22 protein-coding genes are annotated in these 18,765 nt (G+C 44.9%); 11 read left to right on the plus strand and 11 right to left on the minus strand.

All coding sequences use genetic code 11. From position 1 onward, the window contains the following. Positions 1-214: 214 nt before the first annotated feature. Positions 215-637, minus strand: coding sequence for a GNAT family N-acetyltransferase (locus tag BK127_RS12090; protein ID WP_076230320.1), 423 nt, complete (start codon positions 635-637; stop codon positions 215-217). 371 nt (positions 638-1,008) lie between these two features. Between BK127_RS12090 and BK127_RS12095 the strand changes: the two genes are divergently transcribed. The 3 genes from BK127_RS12095 (at position 1,009) to BK127_RS12105 (ending at position 3,742) form a co-directional block, all read left to right on the plus strand. Beyond that, positions 1,009-1,626, plus strand: coding sequence for a superoxide dismutase (locus BK127_RS12095; protein ID WP_076230321.1), 618 nt, complete (start codon positions 1,009-1,011; stop codon positions 1,624-1,626). A 285-nt stretch (positions 1,627-1,911) separates the two neighbouring features. Continuing rightward, on the plus strand, positions 1,912-3,030 hold the full coding sequence (locus tag BK127_RS12100) for an HD-GYP domain-containing protein (RefSeq protein ID WP_076230322.1): 1,119 nt from the start codon (positions 1,912-1,914) through the stop codon (positions 3,028-3,030). A 25-nt stretch (positions 3,031-3,055) separates the two neighbouring features. After that, positions 3,056-3,742: a Crp/Fnr family transcriptional regulator gene (locus BK127_RS12105; RefSeq protein WP_076230323.1), complete on the plus strand. Its 687-nt coding sequence runs from the start codon at positions 3,056-3,058 to the stop codon at positions 3,740-3,742. Position 3,743: 1 nt separating this feature from the next. Here BK127_RS12105 and mutY read toward each other — a convergent pair whose 3' ends face one another. After that, on the minus strand, positions 3,744-4,889 hold the full coding sequence (mutY, locus tag BK127_RS12110) for an A/G-specific adenine glycosylase (RefSeq protein WP_076230324.1): 1,146 nt from the start codon (positions 4,887-4,889) through the stop codon (positions 3,744-3,746). 38 nt (positions 4,890-4,927) lie between these two features. Here mutY and BK127_RS12115 point away from each other — a divergent pair, with 38 nt between their 5' ends. From BK127_RS12115 to BK127_RS12125, 3 genes are read left to right on the plus strand one after another with little or no spacing between them, the layout of a single operon-like run. Continuing rightward, positions 4,928-5,821 (plus strand): AraC family transcriptional regulator, encoded by an 894-nt coding sequence (locus BK127_RS12115; protein ID WP_256711275.1) that lies wholly within the window; start codon positions 4,928-4,930, stop codon positions 5,819-5,821. Between the two features lie 23 nt (positions 5,822-5,844). Beyond that, a complete protein-coding gene (locus tag BK127_RS12120) occupies positions 5,845-6,411 on the plus strand; it encodes a hypothetical protein (RefSeq protein WP_179097456.1) in 567 nt (188 codons plus the stop codon). Beyond that, positions 6,408-6,788 carry a c-type cytochrome gene (locus BK127_RS12125; protein WP_256711276.1) on the plus strand — a complete coding sequence of 127 codons (381 nt, stop codon included), beginning with the start codon at positions 6,408-6,410 and terminating at the stop codon, positions 6,786-6,788. The genes BK127_RS12120 and BK127_RS12125 overlap by 4 nt, the downstream gene beginning before the upstream one ends. Positions 6,789-6,839: 51 nt before the next feature. On the opposite strand, the gene acpS is transcribed toward BK127_RS12125, so the two are convergent. From acpS to BK127_RS12145, 4 genes are all read right to left on the minus strand, one after another. After that, a complete protein-coding gene (gene acpS, locus BK127_RS12130) occupies positions 6,840-7,241 on the minus strand; it encodes a holo-ACP synthase (RefSeq protein WP_076230327.1) in 402 nt (133 codons plus the stop codon). Between the two features lie 85 nt (positions 7,242-7,326). Further along, a complete protein-coding gene (gene nadE, locus BK127_RS12135) occupies positions 7,327-8,136 on the minus strand; it encodes an ammonia-dependent NAD(+) synthetase (protein WP_076230328.1) in 810 nt (269 codons plus the stop codon). 114 nt (positions 8,137-8,250) lie between these two features. Next, a complete protein-coding gene (locus tag BK127_RS12140) occupies positions 8,251-8,685 on the minus strand; it encodes a BrxA/BrxB family bacilliredoxin (RefSeq protein ID WP_076230329.1) in 435 nt (144 codons plus the stop codon). A 111-nt stretch (positions 8,686-8,796) separates the two neighbouring features. Further along, complete coding sequence (locus BK127_RS12145) at positions 8,797-9,576, minus strand: polysaccharide deacetylase family protein (RefSeq protein ID WP_076230330.1); 780 nt, start codon at positions 9,574-9,576, stop codon at positions 8,797-8,799. A gap of 182 nt (positions 9,577-9,758) precedes the next feature. Between BK127_RS12145 and BK127_RS12150 the strand changes: the two genes are divergently transcribed. Together BK127_RS12150 and BK127_RS12155 are read left to right on the plus strand one after the other, a co-directional pair. Further along, positions 9,759-10,382: a DedA family protein gene (locus BK127_RS12150; protein WP_076230331.1), complete on the plus strand. Its 624-nt coding sequence runs from the start codon at positions 9,759-9,761 to the stop codon at positions 10,380-10,382. Then, entirely contained in the window at positions 10,379-11,647 is a 1,269-nt protein-coding gene (locus BK127_RS12155) for a BaiN/RdsA family NAD(P)/FAD-dependent oxidoreductase (protein WP_076230332.1), read from the plus strand. Before BK127_RS12150 ends, BK127_RS12155 begins: the two co-directional genes overlap by 4 nt. Positions 11,648-11,755: 108 nt before the next feature. Here the strand turns inward: BK127_RS12155 and lspA are convergent, their stop codons facing one another. Continuing rightward, on the minus strand, positions 11,756-12,226 hold the full coding sequence (gene lspA / locus BK127_RS12160) for a signal peptidase II (RefSeq protein WP_076230333.1): 471 nt from the start codon (positions 12,224-12,226) through the stop codon (positions 11,756-11,758). Positions 12,227-12,317: 91 nt separating this feature from the next. Between lspA and BK127_RS12165 the strand changes: the two genes are divergently transcribed. Next, the gene (locus tag BK127_RS12165) at positions 12,318-12,827 is read left to right on the plus strand and encodes a hypothetical protein (RefSeq protein ID WP_076230334.1); all 510 of its coding nucleotides are present in this window, start codon (positions 12,318-12,320) and stop codon (positions 12,825-12,827) included. A gap of 115 nt (positions 12,828-12,942) precedes the next feature. Here BK127_RS12165 and BK127_RS12170 read toward each other — a convergent pair whose 3' ends face one another. Then, a complete protein-coding gene (locus BK127_RS12170) occupies positions 12,943-13,827 on the minus strand; it encodes a cation diffusion facilitator family transporter (RefSeq protein WP_076230335.1) in 885 nt (294 codons plus the stop codon). Between the two features lie 347 nt (positions 13,828-14,174). On the opposite strand from BK127_RS12170, the gene BK127_RS12175 reads away from it, so the two are divergent. Together BK127_RS12175 and BK127_RS12180 are read left to right on the plus strand one after the other, a co-directional pair. Then, complete coding sequence (locus BK127_RS12175) at positions 14,175-14,558, plus strand: DUF4870 domain-containing protein (protein ID WP_256711277.1); 384 nt, start codon at positions 14,175-14,177, stop codon at positions 14,556-14,558. A gap of 207 nt (positions 14,559-14,765) precedes the next feature. Then, positions 14,766-15,734, plus strand: a complete 969-nt coding sequence (locus tag BK127_RS12180) for an aldolase catalytic domain-containing protein (protein WP_076230629.1) — start codon at positions 14,766-14,768, stop codon at positions 15,732-15,734. An 88-nt stretch (positions 15,735-15,822) separates the two neighbouring features. Here BK127_RS12180 and BK127_RS12185 read toward each other — a convergent pair whose 3' ends face one another. The 3 genes from BK127_RS12185 to BK127_RS44745 are packed head-to-tail and all read right to left on the minus strand — an operon-like array spanning position 15,823 to position 18,554. Then, positions 15,823-17,916 carry an ATP-binding protein gene (locus tag BK127_RS12185; protein ID WP_083689251.1) on the minus strand — a complete coding sequence of 698 codons (2,094 nt, stop codon included), beginning with the start codon at positions 17,914-17,916 and terminating at the stop codon, positions 15,823-15,825. 53 nt (positions 17,917-17,969) lie between these two features. After that, the gene (locus BK127_RS44740; protein WP_256711278.1) at positions 17,970-18,338 is read right to left on the minus strand and encodes a cobalamin B12-binding domain-containing protein; all 369 of its coding nucleotides are present in this window, start codon (positions 18,336-18,338) and stop codon (positions 17,970-17,972) included. A gap of 48 nt (positions 18,339-18,386) precedes the next feature. Further along, positions 18,387-18,554, minus strand: a complete 168-nt coding sequence (locus tag BK127_RS44745) for a hypothetical protein (protein WP_256711279.1) — start codon at positions 18,552-18,554, stop codon at positions 18,387-18,389. Between the last annotated feature and the right edge of the window lie 211 nt (positions 18,555-18,765).

The raw sequence follows: 18,765 nt of genomic DNA on the forward strand, positions 1-18,765 counted from the left end.
AAGGAGAATGATGGGATTCCATCCTTCACTATCGCCTCATTCTATATCGGTTGGTTCTGACTTTACTTCGGTTATACATCATATGTTCCTGCGTAAATGATAACACATCTGGTTCATGGAAAACAGTTGTGCCAACACAAAAAAACACAGCCTCCGTTGTTAGCGAACAGACCGTGCCCGTTATAAACACTCCGTATTGTTAGGAAAACGGAGACTATCCGTTTACGATGCTCAAGCGGTGTGAGGAACGTGAGAAATCGGTGTCCTGATAGCCGACGGATTCATACACCGGTAAAACCATCTCGTTATGAACATCTACTGTGATCATGATCTTGCGTACCTTACGCTGTACAAAACGTTGTCTCATCGATTCGATCAATGCCTTACCAAAACCGCGTCGCTGAAATTCCGTACTTACAGCGATACGATAATAATAGCCGTTGTGATTGTCGATCGTACCTACGATTACACCTACGATTTGTTCATTCTCGGCAGCTACTAATACAAGCTCGCTATCCCAAGAAAGCTGCCTTGCAAAAGCTTCCATTGTTTCATCATAACAGGCCTCGCTTAATACGTGCTTGAATAAATCAGTAACAGAAACATAGTCGGACAATTGAAAGGGACGAACAAGCATCAACGGAACTCTCCCCACAGCATGGTTTTGTTTATTTCTATCTGGTATAAAATACGACAAATAGAGCTAAATTCCTTCTTATTTATTTGAAAATACACAAAAAACTTTACAAATGATTAATAATCTCTTGAAAGCGCTGTTTATTAAGCGTTTTCAAGAGTATTAGTGCTCATATTTTCTATATTTTGGATAATTCCTTGGTCCTGTGGATGGATAAGTTTATAGGTCTTTTGTAATAATAAGACTTAGAGTCTGAATCCGATTGAGCAGCGTAGTGGATACTTAATATACATACATGTTGCTTTTATATGGAATATAGGCGATAATAGGATTGAATTGGAATCTACATAACTATTAGGAGGTATTTACGAATGGCACATCAATTACCAGCTCTTCCTTATGCAAACAACGCTTTGGAACCACACATCGACGAGACTACGATGATGATCCACCACGATCGTCACCACAACGCATATGTAACTAACCTGAATGCGGCTTTGGAAGCTCACCCTGATCTTCAATCCAAGTCCATTGAAGAATTGATCTCCAACCTGGACAGCATTCCAGAAGGCATTCGTACTGCAGTTCGTAATAACGGCGGCGGACATGCCAACCACTCCTTGTTCTGGGAAATTATTGGACCTAACGGCGGCGGCGCACCATCCGGCGCATTAGCTGATGCTATCAATGCTGAGCTTGGCGGATTTGACAAGTTCAAAGAAGATCTTGCTAAAGCTGGCGCTACTCGTTTTGGCAGCGGCTGGGCTTGGCTTTCCGTAACTCCTGCAGGTAAATTGGTTGTAAGCAGCACGCCTAACCAAGACAGCCCAATCTCAGAAGGCAACACGCCAATCCTGGGTCTGGATGTATGGGAGCATGCTTATTACTTGAAGTACCAAAACAAACGCCCTGATTATATTTCAGCTTTCTGGAACGTTGTTAACTGGGATGAAGTTGGCAAACGTTACGCAGCTGCTGCTGGTAAATAATAAGACATACATTGTAAAACCGGGACTGGATACCCTCCATTCCCGGTTTTTTGCGTTATCTATAGATGCAGCTCCGTTAGTTTTCTAAACGGTTTTATAGGACAATTTGATCATTATACGACAAAATTTGATAAACACTTGACTTTTGTAGCATTATACACAGAATTATGTCAACCTTTGTGGAATAATGTAGCACATAGACACATGACTAGAGAACCATTGTGGCCCGTATTTCATCATCGTTATAGTGTCTAAACTACTAGTAAGCAAAGGTGATTTGATACTATGAGATTACTCCCTCTTTCTATGGTTCAGCCCGGTATGCGATTAGGTAAACCCATCATCTCTGAAGAAGGTCAGACTTTAATCGGCTACAACGTGGAACTCAGTCAATCTCTGATCAATAAGCTGATCCAATTTGGCTTCCAGCAAATCTACATTAAAGACAAGCGAACCGATGACATCTACATCGAGGACTCCATAAGAGAAGAAACACGTCTTGTCATTCGCGGCCAACTGACTCGCAGCTTTCAAATGCTGCTTTCCTCCAAATCGGTGACGCTTAGCGAACGGCAGCAGATATCCAAAACTGCGAATCATTGTATAGGTCTGCTCAAGGACGATCTGAAATCCCATATTCGTCCTTCAGACGACACGATTATGTTGATGGTGATGAATCGAAGTACTTTTTCCATGGTCGAGCACTTTTTCCAGAATGCACTCAATGTAGCTGTCTACGCAACTCGTATCGGAATGATAGAAGGCTATAGCACGACTGACTTGGAAGCTCTCGGTATGGGGGCGATGTTCCATGATATCGGCAATGCGATGGTCCCCCATTCCCTGCTGACCAAAAAAACATCCTTGTCTCCATTGGAATTCGAAGAAATCAAGAAGCATACCGAGCATGGCTTCAAGCTTCTGCGTGAAATACCTGGTGTTCCCCTACTCTCTGCTCACTGTGCGCTGCAGCATCATGAGAAGGTGAATGGCACCGGCTACCCCTTAAGTCTCTCCGGTACAAGCGTACATCCTTTTGCTCAATGGGTAGGTTTATTGGATGCCTATGATGCGATGACAAATCCACGTCCCTATCGCGCTTCCTTGCCACCGGATCATGCATTAGAAAATCTTTTCACCGGAGCTGGAACGTTGTATGATAAGAGTAAGGTGGAATTTTTCCGAAATAAGGTGGCTATTTATCCAGTCGGCCTTAGTGTTCGCTTAAGTACCGGCCAAACCGGCATTGTATCGAAAATCAACCCGTCGTTCAAGCAGCGGCCTGTGGTAAGAATTTTGACCAATGAGCAGGGCGAGCAGCTAAGGTATCCGGAAGAGATAGATTTATCCCGTCACCTACACATCATGATCTATCGTATCGGAGAGGATGCACTCGTTCATTAAGACTGGAAAAGAGATGAATTCTTTCATGAAAAGTTTAATTCCGTTGTTACAAAATGTACCCTTGTTTCAAGATTTGGCAGTGAGTGATCTGGAGATCATTTCTCCTTTATTTGTTGAGCGTGATTTTAAAAAAGGTACGATTTTATTTTTCGAGGCAGATTTGGGAGAGGAATTTTTTCTTATACAATCAGGAGTCGTCAAAATTTACCGAATTGATTATGCCAAGGAAATTATTCTAGCACTATTTCGTGATGGAGATTTTTTCGGAGAAATGTCGCTGATCCAAAAGGGCTTGACCCGTTCGGCTACAGCGGAAACGCTTGAAAACTGTAAAATCTACACATTAATGCGTTCAGAATTTTATCATTTTCTCGAACAAACGCCTAAGCTGAGTCTGAGACTTCTTGAAGTCACGATGGAGAGACTCCGTAAAGCGAATGAGCAAATTTATGATCTTACCTTCCTCGACGTACGGATGCGTATTATCAAAGTCGTATGCAGACTTGCTCAGGATCACGGCATCATTAAGCAGGGAAGATTGATGATCAATATGAAACTGACTCACCAGCAGATTGCCAATCTGGCTGGTACCGTCAGAGAATCCGTAACCAAGGTACTACAGGAGCTGCAGGAGGATCAGATCATCACCATCGAGAAAAAAATGATTTTCATTAACAAAATGGAGGCCATGAAAAGACTTCTCCCCCTGTAGCTTACAGCTCTGTACAGGCTGCAAAATACGCATTCAATATTTTCAGAAACACGTTCGGGAATGCAAAATTGTCCATTGTCGCGCTATCCACCCATTGATAATGAGAAGGCAGCAGCATGCCTGCAGGGCTTGGAATGATACCAGGCTCTAGTCTGCATGCAATAACATCCATATCCCAGTGAATATGGCTGAACGTATGCTCAGCGTGCATAAACCATCTTTCCGGAATAATACCGATCGTTTCCTCTGCCAATTGGTCCGTCAGCAGCTTGAATGATTCTGGTATAAGTTCCGGCGAGGATGGACTGGCGGCCATATAAGTAAACGGAACCTCTGTATGAGGCAGCTCCCACATGCGGGCTAACAGCCCTTCCTGCGGTCTCTGACGAATTAGAACTTTACCTTGGTGATCACCGCTGCCTGCAATTAATGCCGCTACCCGCTGCTCTGGACGTGGGGGCTTGGCCTTTTTCTTAATCGGCAGCTGCTCCTCCATCCCCGCTTCACGGGCTGAGCAATGCTCCATAACCGGACAAGTCAGGCAGTTCGGGGAACGCGGCTTACATACCATAGCTCCAAGCTCCATCAAAGCCTGATTAAAATCGCCTGCAGCTCCTTCGGGAATCAATACTTTTGCCAGCTTTTCCATTATTCCTCTTGTGCTCGGCTTCATAATATCTTCTTCAATCAAAAAGTACCTCGATAATACCCGCATCACATTGCCGTCCACTGCAGGCTCAGGCTTGTTATAGGCGATACTCAGAATAGCCCCTGACGTATACGGACCCACGCCACGGAGTGAGGAAATTTCTTCTTTATTATCGGGTACTATGCCTCCGTATCGTTCGTGAACCTCTCTAACGGCCCCTTGCAGATTACGTGCCCGTGAATAGTAGCCAAGACCTTCCCACAGCTTGAGCACGTCTTCTTCCGGTGCTTCAGCTAATGCTTCCACTGTGGGGAACCTTTCAATAAAACGGTGAAAGTACGGAATGACCGTATCTACCCGCGTTTGCTGCAGCATGACCTCGGAAATCCAGATATAATAGGGATTACGACTACGACGCCATGGCAAATCACGGCGGTGACGAAGATACCACGCCAGCAGTTCATTTGAAAAGTATTGTTGTTTATGTGTCGTGTCCATGAGTTCTCCTTCTGGTGATACATATTGTGGTATAATAAATGGCAGCTTTTAGTGAAGGAGTGGGACCGATGCTGACTCCTGGTGAACTAGCCGCCAGACTGAATAAACTAGTAATTTCCCTGCTGCTTGTCGGCCATCAAAAATGCAGCCCTGAATGGCGACAGCTGCCCCGAACGATCCGGCATCATTCGATTTGGCTGATTATTAAAGGAAAAGGCAGCTTTACGATTAATGGAACCCATTACCCTGCGGACCCTGGCAAGTTCTTCTCCTTCAGTCCCGGTATGGAAGTTGAGCGGCAAACCGATCCCGAGCAGCCGCTGGAATACTATTTCTTTCGTTTTCATTATACGGAAACTTTCGACGAGAAGGAACAGTGGATTTCCCGAAGCTCGGAAGAGTCGCCATTTCCTCTGGAGGGCATGTACACCGTACACAACACACCCCAGCTTATTTATTTGTTCGAGCAATTGGACATATTATGGAAACGTAGAGGGCATATGACAGCCATGCGTCGTAAAATATTGCTGCTGGAGTTTTTCATGACGTTGATTCAGGATTTCCGCGCACAAAAAGTCGCCGGCAATACAACTGCCGCCATTGAACTAACCCAGGATTATATGGTAGGCCACTACCAGGAGCCTCTTACTCTTGAAGGACTTGCACAAATGGCTGGCTTGAGTATAAGTCATTACTCCCGATTATTCAAAAAATATATAGGCTACAGCCCAATTGATTATTTGACGCATCTCCGCGTTGACCGTGCCAAGGAACTGCTGATGCTGTCCGATTATCGTCTGAAATCGATAGCGAGCAGTGTGGGCTATACAGATGAGTTTTATTTCAGCCGTATTTTCAAAAAAGTAACCGGCGTATCTCCACGTGACTATGCCAAAAAGCATCGTTTTGTTACGTCAGCAGATCGCAATTGATGCACAGAAAAGGTGTGAAGATGATGAAATCAGTTGAAGCCATGAACCCGAAGCAGACTATATTGCAAAACATTCAAAACTCACGACCGTATCTCGTATGGTTGATGATCTGGGGAATCCAATCCGTGCTGGCGTCCACATTGGAATTTATCGGACAATGGCTGAATGTCTCTCCCTGGCAGTCGATTCCACTGTGGATTGCGCTTGCAGCTAGTGCTGTTGTGATATGGAGGGATGTCCGGCTTGGCGTCTGGGGCAAAGTAACGATACCTGCCGGTGCATCTGTATGGTCTGTGATCATGATCATCGTAGCGGTTTGGACGCTTGGGTATGTACACGCTGCAGATGTTTCCTTTATACCCTTGATGAAATCCTTCATTGTTGCCGCGTCACTTGCTCAACTAGGCGTTTGGCTCGGAAGACCCATCCTTTATATAGGCATTTGGCAGTTTGTGCTCACAGTTGTGGTTGCGACTCAATATCTGGGCTTGGCTTCGGTCGTGCTTGGGGGCGCTGGAGGGCTAAGTATGATTGGTTTAGCGTGGATGTTGTACATAGGAAATAAACAATCGGAGGGCGTTATCCAATGAACAGACGGACCCAATATATGCTAACAGTAATTATTGTTCTAACCTTGGGCATTGTATCAGGCTGTGGCAGCAATACGCAAAATAGCGGTAAGGAACCATTTGGGGCCGCAAAAAATGCGAATCAAAACGATGCGTTGGTGGGTGCACCCGAGCAAGTCCAATCCGTTTATAAGCAAAATTGCCTATCCTGTCACGGAGGCGGGCTAGAAGGGCGTGTAGGACCCAAAACGAATCTGCAGCAGGTAGGCTCACGGTTAACTAAGGAGCAGATAGATAAGCAAATTACTGGCGGCGGCAACGGAATGCCTGCTTTCGGGACCAAGCTGAAGCCAGAGGAAACGCAGGCCTTGGTAGACTGGTTGGCTACCAAGCGTTAGAAGGAAGCCTGCGCTTCTATGGATGCTCAGGCTTCGTTGAACGGCTAACTGCTATGCCTGTTTCCCTCTGTTCTCCACCATCACATATGCCATTGCTGTCGAATCGGTATGAGTAATGCTGAGGTGAATGACCGTGCAAGCCGGATCAAGCTCCAGCCGCTGCAAGGCTGCATGGTCGACCGTACAGATCGGCTTGCCGCGTTCATCCGGCAGCACCTCAATGTGCTGCAGCGATACCTGCTTGCCGATACCACAGCCCAATGCCTTGCTGACCGCCTCCTTTGCGGCAAAGCGACCAGCAATAAATTCGGCCACGCGTCCCTGCCGCTTGGCCGCCAACTCCCGCTCTCCCGGTGTCAGTACGCGAACAGCAAACCGCTCCCCTGCGTCGCCCTTCATAATCTTATTCACTCTGGCGATATCGACTAAGTCGATTCCAATACCTATAATCATTGAAGCTTTAACCTTCTTCCATGCTTTCTATGCAGATAAACTACAAACACGTGGTGAATAATGAGCAAGCTTATCCAGCGTAATGTTACACTCCCGGAATAGTTACTCGCTTATGCTCGGTCTTTAGATACTGCTTCTCCAGCTTCTCCTTGGCTGCAGGAGAAATCTCTTTGCCCTCCAGATAATCGCTGTTGTCTTCATAAGTGATGCCAAGCTCGGACTCATCCGTCTGTCCTTCCCATAATCCAGCCGTTGGCGCTTTATCCAATACACTTTGCGGAACACCCAGCACTGCCGCTAGCTGTCGAACTTGTCGTTTGTTTAATGTGCTGAGTGGTGTAATATCAACGGCACCGTCTCCATACTTCGTGAAAAATCCGGTGATCGCCTCCGATGCATGATCGGTTCCAACAACAAGTAAATTCAAATCGAATGCCAATGCATATTGCAGCACCATCCGCGTTCTTGCCTTTACGTTGCCTTTGCCCGCACGACTTATATGACGATGAATACCGATCGATTTAAGCCCATATTCGGCTTCAAGCGCGATTTCATTGACGGTTTCTTCGATATTCGTCTCGATTTTGTAGGTTAATCCGAAGGCTTCAGCTACCGCATAGCTGTCTGTAATATCCGACTGCTCTCCGTAAGGCTGAAACACACCTACCGTTTTGTACTCTCTTCCCTTTTCCGCCGTTAACTCATCGGTGGCCTGCTTGCACAATCCCGCTGCCACGGCGCTGTCAATACCTCCGCTAATCGCAATCAACAGCCCATCGACAGCGGCATTTTCTATGTATTGCTTCAAAAAGTCAACCCGTTTGCGAATTTCCTCATCCACCTGTATAGTCGGTTTCACACCCAGCTTAGCGATAATTTCCTGCTGCAAATTCATGACTCTCCACCTCTCCCTATCCATTTTTACAAAAAAACTCCCGCAGCAGCCCAGGGAATCCTGAGGCCGGGGGAGTCTTCGTATATCGGAAGCGTTTATTGGATAAACAGCTTCCTACTTACAGTAGTTTTCAAAAGCGCTTGTCAGGTCGTTAGCGATTAAATCAGCGGAACGATCCTCAATTTGATGACGTTGAATAAAATGAACAAGCTGTCCATCCTTAAACAAAGCGATTGATGGTGATGATGGTGGATAAGGAGCCAAATACTCACGTGCTTTGGCAGTTGCTTCTTTATCCTGACCGGCAAATACCGTGAACAAATGGTCCGGTTTCACCTCGTTTTGCAATGCTTTGGCTACACCTGGTCTGCATTGACCAGCAGCACATCCGCATACGGAATTAATGACAACAAGAGCTGTACCTTTTACGTCTGCGAGGTTTTCAACAACTTCCTCCGGCGTACGCAGCTCAGTAATTCCGATTCGGGTTAAATCATCTCTCATCGGTTGGACCATATCTTTCATGTACGATTCAAATGACATCGACATCTTAGCTCATCTCCTTTACTAACATAATGATATAAAAACTATTCTAACTCCCATTATACATCGGCAAGGTTGGAAAGCAAAGGTTCTTTGTACGCTCGCCATAATCTTCGGTTAGCTTTTTCCTGGTCGCAGAAATTGAAAGGTATAAGAATCCTTGCCCAGCACATCAAAATGATAACCAGACTGCTGCAAATAGGAAATAATTTCCGGTAGTGCTTCCACTGTCGTCGTCTTTACATCCATATCGTGCATAAGTACAATAATTTGTTTTTTGCCGCTGCTGTTGCTTTTAACCGATTCCACAATCGCTTCCTTGCTCTGAGTGACTGCTGCTGCGTCAGTAGAACTCACATTCCAGTCAAAATACTGATAGCCAAGAGCTGACATCTCGCGGGTAATAGCACTCATGATATGACGGCCACCTGATCGCCAGCTTAAATGATTATTGGATCCTCCGGGATAACGAAGGATATTCGGCTTGACCCCTACGGTTTCTTCCAAGAATCGGTTCAGCCGATCAACATCAGCCTTAAAGGCCCCTACCGAAGCATAAATACGTTTATAATCGTGTGAATACGTGTGATTGCCGAGCGTATGCCCTTCATCTACAATTCGATGAAGCATCTGCTTACTGTAGTCAGAAGTTTTTCCTGTAACAAAAAATGTAGCCTTGATCCCATCTTTCTGCAAAATATCCAAAATGCGTGAAGTACTTTGCGAAGGTCCATCGTCAAAGGTTAAGTACGCAATCTTATCTGATGACGTTACAGCTGCAGCTGCTGGAGATGGCGGTAACAAGAGTGCCGCTACACCCTTCCCACCTATTTGTAAGGTGAAGACACAGATCATCATGAACAAAGCCGCAATTATCATGTAAATAAGGTATTTCATAGCAGTCCTCCCCTGCAATTAGTATGGACATAGGTGGACGTCAGCAGGCTGGGCGATTATTGGTTCCCATGCTATGAATTCCCTTATTCAGCAGTGGCATAGCCAGGATTTTACCACTTTTGCTGTTCGAGGTTTTTATTGGTATATTTAGTTTGAGCCTAATGGAGAAATGGAGCTTGAGAATGACTTATGAAGCGCTGATAACGATGATTGGACAATATGGGTATGCAGCATTATTTTTTGCTTTATGGCTAGGAATTGTTGGGATGCCTGTTCCGGATGAAGGTATTGTCATGACTGGTGGAGCCGTGACCGCAAGCGGTCTACTCTTGCCGATTCCTGCCTTTCTACTGACTTATTTGGGGGTTGTGTCAGGACTGACGCTGGGTTATGTCTTAGGACGATGGATTGGCACACCGGCGTTGAACCGAATGCGTCGCAAAAAAAAGCTTGCTTTATATGTAGACAAGTCAGAGCGGCTGGTGGCCCGTTACGGTTCATACGCACTGGCGATTAGCTACTTTCTGCCGGTAGTTCGCCATATCATTCCGTATCTTGTGGGCTTGAATAAAATGTCCTTTCGACGTTACGCCCTTATCTCATACTCAACCGGATTCGTATGGACACTGCTATTCTTCACATTAGGCTACGTTGCAGGAGATCATGTACCCCAGCTGGCACTTTTGGTGCATCGGTACGGGTTACAGCTGTTATGGTTGCCTGCGATCGCTCTGATCGTATATATCATTATTAGAATATGGAAAAAACAACGGAGGTTGTTAACCAAAGGGAGATTAGATTCATGAAGTTCGATGTAATTGTTATCGGCGGCGGTTCAGCCGGTCTTATGGCAAGTATTGCAGCAAGCGGTAACGGCGCGAAGGTACTATTGATTGACAAGGGTGACAAGCTGGGGCGAAAGCTCGGAATTTCGGGTGGCGGTCGATGCAACGTTACGAATAACAAGGATATTGATGAGCTGATCAAGAACATTCCCGGTAACGGGCGTTTTCTATATAGTGCATTTACCCATTTTGGCAGCAAGGACATTATCACTTTCTTTGAGGGGCTTGGAATTAAGCTGAAGGAAGAGGACCGAGGTCGAATGTTTCCTGTTACCGATAAGGCCAAAAATGTAGTCGACGCGTTGATCAATCAGGTGAAGCGCCAAGGCGTCCATATTCAGACGAATGCTCCTGTTGCAGAAATCCTGTACAAGGAAGGACGAACAGCAGGTGTGCGGCTGCAGTCGGGAGAGCTGATTCACGCGGCTTGCGTCATTGTCGCTACAGGAGGCAAGTCAGTGCCGCAAACAGGTTCAACTGGTGATGGTTATCCATGGGCCGAGCATGCGGGACATTCGATATCTGAGCTTTTTCCCACCGAGGTGCCTATCACTTCCAAGGAACCTTTCATAAAGAGTAAAGAGCTGCAGGGACTATCCCTGCGTGACGTCACACTATCCGTATGGAATCCAAAGGGGAAAAAGCTCATCGAGCATGAAGGCGACCTGATCTTTACGCATTTTGGCATATCCGGTCCTATCGTGTTACGATGCAGCCAATTTGTTGTTAAGGCGCTCAAGCAATTTGGTACACCTACGATAACATTAACGATAGACCTTCTTCCCGAGCAGAGCCTGCAAGAGGTCCATGACTACACGCTTGGCTTAGCCCGGACAGACGCCAAAAAAGCGATAAAAAATGTACTAAAGGCGGTTTTGCCCGAACGGCTTATTCCTCTCTTACTGCACAAAGCGGAGCTAAAGGAAGACATTACCTATGATAATATCCCTAAGCAGCAATGGCTTGAATTGTGCAAGCTCATCAAAGCTTTTCCTATTGAGGCGAATGGGACACTGTCCATCGAAGAAGCCTTTGTTACAGGCGGAGGTATTAATCTTAAGCAGGTAGATCCGAAAACTATGGAATCAAAACTAATGAGCGGACTGTATTTTTGCGGTGAGATTCTTGATATCCACGGTTATACGGGTGGTTACAACATATCGGCGGCTTTTGCTACAGGACATACAGCTGGAACCCACGCTTCACTTTCCTTGCAAAAGGTGTAGCGAGTAAGGTGGATTCATTTAGCTTAGCGGCCCAATATCCTTCCGATCTTCGATCACAGGTGCTTCTCCAGCATTATTGGGCTGCTTCACTCCATCTTCATCGCACTTCTAGCCCTCATTCACATGCTCAGACTTGCTTTTTTGTGAGACATAATTTTGAATCATCGCAATTATCATAAAGAGTACCCCTATATTTATTGCCAAATCAGCAATATTCATCACACCTCGGCCTGAACCAAATGCCAAAAAATCAGTGACAGTACCCAATACGATGCGATCAATCGCATTGCCAACAGCACCCCCAACCATAAATCCAGTGCCTATGTCCATCAGCGTTCCGCGAAGCTCGCCTTTTTTGCGATAATACAAGATCCCTGCAATAAATAAGACGGCAACCAAAGCAAACAGGCGTGCATATCCTGGAAATAGGCCACGCGCCATTCCGTCATTTTCAATATAAGTGAATTGTAATAGCCGGTGAACAGGTATCGACTCTCCAAGCTCCATGTATAAGCGAACCAAACGTTTCGAAGCTTGGTCAATAATCATTACAATAGCAGCAATGATATAAAAAAGCATGGCATTGATTCCTCTCTTGTTAAGACTTGCGCGTTTCAAATCGCCTATTTCGCGTTAATGATAAGTATCCAGTGTGCGAAGGGGAATACTAATGAAAAAAATGTGGCGAACGCTTCTGATTACCTCTTTATTATCTTTGATCATGTCCGGCCTTACTTCTGCACAAACCAACGGAGACTATGCCCCTGTAGCCAAAAGCAGCGATACCCACCCGGCTTTCATTCAGGATATGTATACGGATAATGGAAAGACCTATATCGTTGTTGATGATATCGAATGGTATGAAGGTAAGGAAGCTGATGCTGTTTTTGCACAAAGAGAGCCTGAATTCGGGCAGATGGGTGCACCAAGCGGCTACTATATCGTTAATGATAACACTAAACTGCAAACTTTTGAAATTCAGCGCGATGCAACGGTTCTGATGCAAATTTATAACCGAAACGGTAGTCCTGAGGAAGCTCAGATTGTATGGAATGAACCGATAACATTGAACAATTTCAAAGCTATTTTTAGCAAAGACGCCGTTATCCATGAGTATCCATACCATTTGACCGTTAAGAACGGGAAGATCGTAAACATCGTGCAGCAATATATTCCATAAAAATAAGAGCTTCAACCGGATCTGATTCGATCCTGCTGAAGCTCTTATTGTATTCACGGACAAGCTAGCTCATGTGTATCGCTAAAATCCCGAGAGCCAAAGCCCTCACGAGGAGCTAGCTCTCTTCTTTTAGGTTGGAGTACGGTTCTACATGTACATGCACATTATCGATACTATGCTGCTGATGCATGCGCTGCTCGATCTCGTCACTTATATGGTGACTTTGCTCTACGCTCAGTTCTGCACTTACCTCTACCACTACATCAAGCAGCACACTGCTGCCGTGGACTCTCGCCCGAATATCCTTGATACTCTTCACTCCAGGAGTTTCACGCACCGTTTCCTGAAACACCTTCAACCGCTTATCATCAAAGCCGTCAGTCAATGCATGTGTTGCCTCCGAAAATATGTCCCATGCCGTCTTGCATATGATCAGTCCTACGGCAAATGCAGCTATCGTATCCAATATCGGATAACCGAATCTAGAGCCGATAATACCAACCGTTGCGCCTATGCTGACAAAAGCATCCGAACGGTTATCCATAGCCGCAGCCATTAACGAATGATTGTTTATACGTTTGGCGAGCTTTCTATTATACATATATACGCCCCACATCACGACAGCCGAGAAGAGAGCAACCCATGCCGCGAGCATATCGGGAGCCTGGCGTTCAGCAGACATCAAGCTTTGCACAGATTGAATGATAACCTGAATACCAGCAGCAAACATAATAAAGGAAGCCACCAGCGAAGCAATCGTTTCTGCCCTCATATGACCATACGGATGATCGTGGTCAGGGGGTTTACGAGAAATACGCAGACCGATTAGTACAGCCAGAGACACAATAATATCGGTTGTATTATTAATACCATCAGCGGTCAACGCTTCAGAGCCCGTTATATAGCCCATACTGATTTTGAATATGGATAAAAGAATATACGCAGCAATACTGACCCATGCGCCCTTCTCACCCTGCTTCAGATTATCATATGCGTTCACTTCTGACACTCCTCCAGACCATGATGAAACATGCTCGTTATCTATATGTCCATCATAACAAACGATTCTCGTGTGGGTCTAGAGAAACAGTGTTACCCTGGCAACGAAAAATAGGGAAGGTACAACTTTGTTTTCCGAGGTAAATCTTTTTCACCCAAGCTCACTTACCAACAACATGGTATCTGATTGATAACAGCTACTTGTCCTTTTTCCAATTGGGAAAATCCGTTATTAGCCATACCTACTATTATTTCCCTTGAAAAAAGAAGATATTCCAAATAAAATGAACATATGCTGTTTCAATTTTGCATACGATGGTTACAAAACATAAACAAACAGTATATAACATGTATAAGAAAGAGGTGGAAATATTGTCATCACCGTCTGAAGATCCTAATCGTTCATCTGAACAGCTTCCTGTTGATCCAGCCGATGCCGCTGAGAACAAAGTTATTGGTATTGTTGCCTACATTATTTTCTTCCTGCCCCTCATCGTTGCCAAGCAATCACGATTTGCCATGTACCATGCCAATCAGGGATTACTGCTGCTGCTGGTCTGCATTGCTTGCAACCTTGTATTAGGAGCTATTCCGTTCCTAAACTTGATTCTGGTACCCATTGCCAATCTGGGTGCACTCGTACTGACGATCTTGGGTATCATTAATGCGGCTAATGGACAAATAAAGCCATTACCTCTGATCGGTAAATATACCCTGATCAAAACCCCATAGCACTCATCATCGTTCATAAATATGCAACGAACAATCCGGCTTCGCGGTGAAGCCGGATTGTTTTTATTGACAAGATTGTTTATACTATGGCATATTAAATATAGGGAATTTACTTTACCGCTTAAAAGCCAAAAAGCGTTAAAGAAAAATGAAGCAGACCGCTGCGGTCTGACTAACGGCGCACTGACAGAAAAGGAGCAAATTCGGATGACAAAAGATCTTAACCACAAAATTTTGGACTGTACGATTCGTGACGGGGGACTCGTCAATAACTGGGATTTTAGCGTGAAAATGGTTCAGGACATGTATGCTGGCTTGAGCGAAGCTGGTGTGGAATATATGGAAGTTGGTTATAAAAATTCGGCTAAGCTGTTAAAGGGTGCCGATGCTGGTCCTTGGCGCTTTTTGAATGAGGATTTCCTTAAGGAAGTTATTAAAACAAAAACCGATACAAAACTGTCTGCATTAGTCGATATTGGCCGTGTTGATGAGAATGATATTTTACCTCGTGAGCAAAGCCATCTGGACATGATCCGTGTAGCTACTTATATCAAAGATGTGGACAAGGCGCTGGAACTGGTCAACAAGTTCAATAGCTACGGCTACGAGACGAGCATTAACATTATGGCTCTCTCTCACGTTATGGAAAATGAATTGACAGAAGCTTTTGAAGATATCGCAAAAAGCCCTGTCGATGTCGTTTATGTAGTCGATTCCTATGGCAGCATGGACAATCGTGATGTCGATTATATGGTATCCAAATTCCAGAATTTACTTCCTAATAAAAAGCTCGGTCTTCATATGCACAACAATATGCAGCTTGCATTCGCCAACACATTGGTTGGTGCTTCCAAAGGCGTTGAATTTCTGGATGCTTCCGTATTCGGTATGGGCCGCGCCGCTGGTAACTGCCCAACTGAGTTGTTGGTAAGTTATTTGAAAAATCCAAGATACGAAATTCGTCCCGTATTGGATTTAATCGAAAGACATTTGATCCCTATGCGCGAAAAAGTGGAGTGGGGCTACATTATTCCTTACATGGTCGCTGGTGTATTGAACGAGCATCCACGTGCAGGAATGGCTCTACGTTCAAGTTCTGATAAAGACAAATATGTTGAATTCTACGATAGGCTGACTTCTCCGGAAGCTATGCCTACCAATCATCATTCCGACTGAGTTGTTCGTGAGCCCAGATACACATAAAGAGCAGATGCTTCGGCAGCCTGCTCTTTTGGCGTGTTCATTACCCTTTTATTGGGACAGGTCAGTTATTTTCCAGTAAGAGTTGCTCAAAGGCATCACAAGTATCTGCGTACAGCTGTTCAACCTCTGTAATCAGTCCTATGCATGCTTCTGTTACACAATTGGATCGTCCGATTGTCTCCAGCTTCTCAAAAGCTCTGGATAAGGTATTCATGCCAAGGCTTAAACTCGCTGATTTCAAATCGTGAGCGACAATTCTGAGATTAATAGCATCCTTGTCATCAACAGATTGCTTCAGCAGCTTCATTTTGTCCGGTGTATCCTGACCATACAAATGAAACAAGGCCGCCAGCATTGAATTGTCTCCGTCATCGTTCAAATCCATAATTTCCTGAATAACACACAGATTCAGCAAGGTATCCCCAGCTTCCGTCTGTTCAGTCGAATCGGTCTCCAACGCCGGCAATTCCGGCAGCCACTTTAGCAGAACTTCCTTCAAGGTGGCCAGATTAACCGGCTTGGTAATATAATCATCCATCCCAGCCCCAAGGCACTTTTCGCGGTCGCCCTGCATGGCGTTGGCTGTCATCGCGATTATCGGCAATCTTGTACTCCTGGCATGAGAAGTCTCCTTCTCCCACTCCCGGATCTTCATGCTGGCATCAAACCCGTTCATCACAGGCATCTGATTATCCATCAAAATCAGGGAAAAGTCGCGCCGCTGGACCTCCTCGCAAACCTCGGCTCCGTTGGAAACGGTAATAACGTGGGTGAGTCCCAACTTTTTAAGCTGCAGGAGGGCAACCTGTTGATTGATTTGATTATCCTCCGCCAGCATAATCGGCAAGCTCAAATCTTTATTCAGTAAAATAGACAGGTCCTGACTCGGCGTCACAACTTCTGGTGCTGGAGCACCCTGTAATTTGGCGCAAGCTTCGATATCCAGCTCGATTTCAAACCAGAAGGTTGAACCGACACCGTCTGTGCTCTCGACTCCAATACGACCCTTCATGATCTCAAGCAATTTTTTGGATATGGACAGGCCTAATCCGGTTGAACTGAATTTATGAGTTCGAGACTGATCAGCTTGAAAAAAAGGCTGGAACAGCTTGCTGCGATTTTCTTCGGATATTCCGATTCCGGTATCTTTAACTTCAAAAATCAACCTTTGCTTTTTGTCAAACGCTGACAGTAATCGTACCCTCACATCAATCTGACCCTGATCCGTAAATTTCAGAGCGTTCCCAATCAAATTCAATAAAATTTGACGAATTCGATCCGGGTCACCTTTTAAAGTAGGAGCTATCCTCGGGTCTATATGTATGTGGAGCTTGTTGCCTCTCTTCTGTGAACGTGGAATCATTAATTGCAGAATCAGATCCAGCAGCTCACGAAGATCAAACTCCACCTCCTGAATACGCATTTGACCCGCCTCGATTTTGGATAGATCCAGAATATCATTAATAATCGTCAGCAGCATGTTAGAAGAATCCAAAATGATTGAAATCGATTTTTTATGGGCAATCGATAAATTAGAATAGGAAAGCAGCTCGGCCATCGCAATAATGCCGTTCATTGGCGTCCGAATTTCATGGCTCATCGTCGCCAGAAAGGTACTCTTGGTTTGATTCGCCTGCTCTGCATTTTCCTTGGCCAGCTTAAGCTCAATGTTGCTTTTGGCCAGTTGCCTCTGAACTAGCACCAGTTCGTTGTTTAAGGCTGAAAACTCCTCATAGGCTCGTTGCTCCTGCTCCATCTTCAAGAGCATTTCCTGAGACAGCTTCTTGATCGTTTCCCGAAGGGCCACCAGTTGTTGATTGTTGATTTTCATCAGCTCATCGTAGAAATATGAATAAATAGAATTATACTTCGAGCCCACGACCAATATGCTTTCCTCAAACAAGCCGCCATTAAAATAAAACAGTTCTGTGCGATCTCCGATTTTCAGATTAATTTCCCAATTAAATAAAGCTTTGTTGATCTTGACCTCTTTAAGAAATTCGCGAAATTTACCAGTATTCATTTCATCAAATATTGAATATACGCCACTACCGGCGTCCAAGGTTGAAGATATATCCAGATCATCGCGAATAATCGATACGATCCGTCCATCCGAGTCGCACAATAGTGAGATAACAACCTGGTTCTCTCCCATCTAAAGCCCCCCTAAGTGGTGAAAAGTTGAATACAATTCCCCCTAATCTGCTATCATTTTATTTTCATCAACTCACGTGCCTGAGATATCGCATCCTTAGCATTGTAGGCATGTCCATCTGCACCTACGTTTTTCCATAGCTCGGGATCAATATTAAACGGAATTAGCTCTTTGACCAGATAAACATGAAAGCTCATCGTTGCAGAGATCGCCATAATATCGGCTTGCCTGTCTACAATCGAGTCGATGACAGAACGCTTCGGAACATTGGCACCCAAATAATACGTATCCCACCCATCCATTTCAAAAAAATCACATACCATTCGCAGTCCGATTTCATGCAGTTCTTCTCCTACACAAGCTGCGACCATTTGTCTGCCATTGCGTGCTATCGAGAATATGTAAGGATACAACTGGGACATGATCATTTGGGTCGCCGCGGTACAATAATGCTCCTGTGCTACATTAATCTAGTTAGTCTGCCACAGTCGCCCAATCTCGTATTGTGATTTTTGAAATATGTGTAGATAGATGTCCTCTATCGAAATCTTTTGCTTGTTCATAATCATTGCACTTGCCGTATGACGATCTCCTCGAAGCAGCAGCACTCTGCTCCAAAAGAGCAAGTCCAGCAGCATGATAAATCGACTCGATAAAGAATCACCTCGCTTAAAATCACCATTTAATATTATTTATTAAACACAATTTATAAACTGAAAACATTCTTTTATCGCTCAATCAGACGGAATTATCTGTAACCAACAGAAAAAAGCAGCCGGAGGTTCCCGACTGCTTAAGCTTTGTTCTACATTAGAGTTACTTCAACCGAATTACCGTTAGTAGGGTAAC

It is taken from the genome of Paenibacillus sp. FSL H7-0331, from assembly GCF_001956045.1.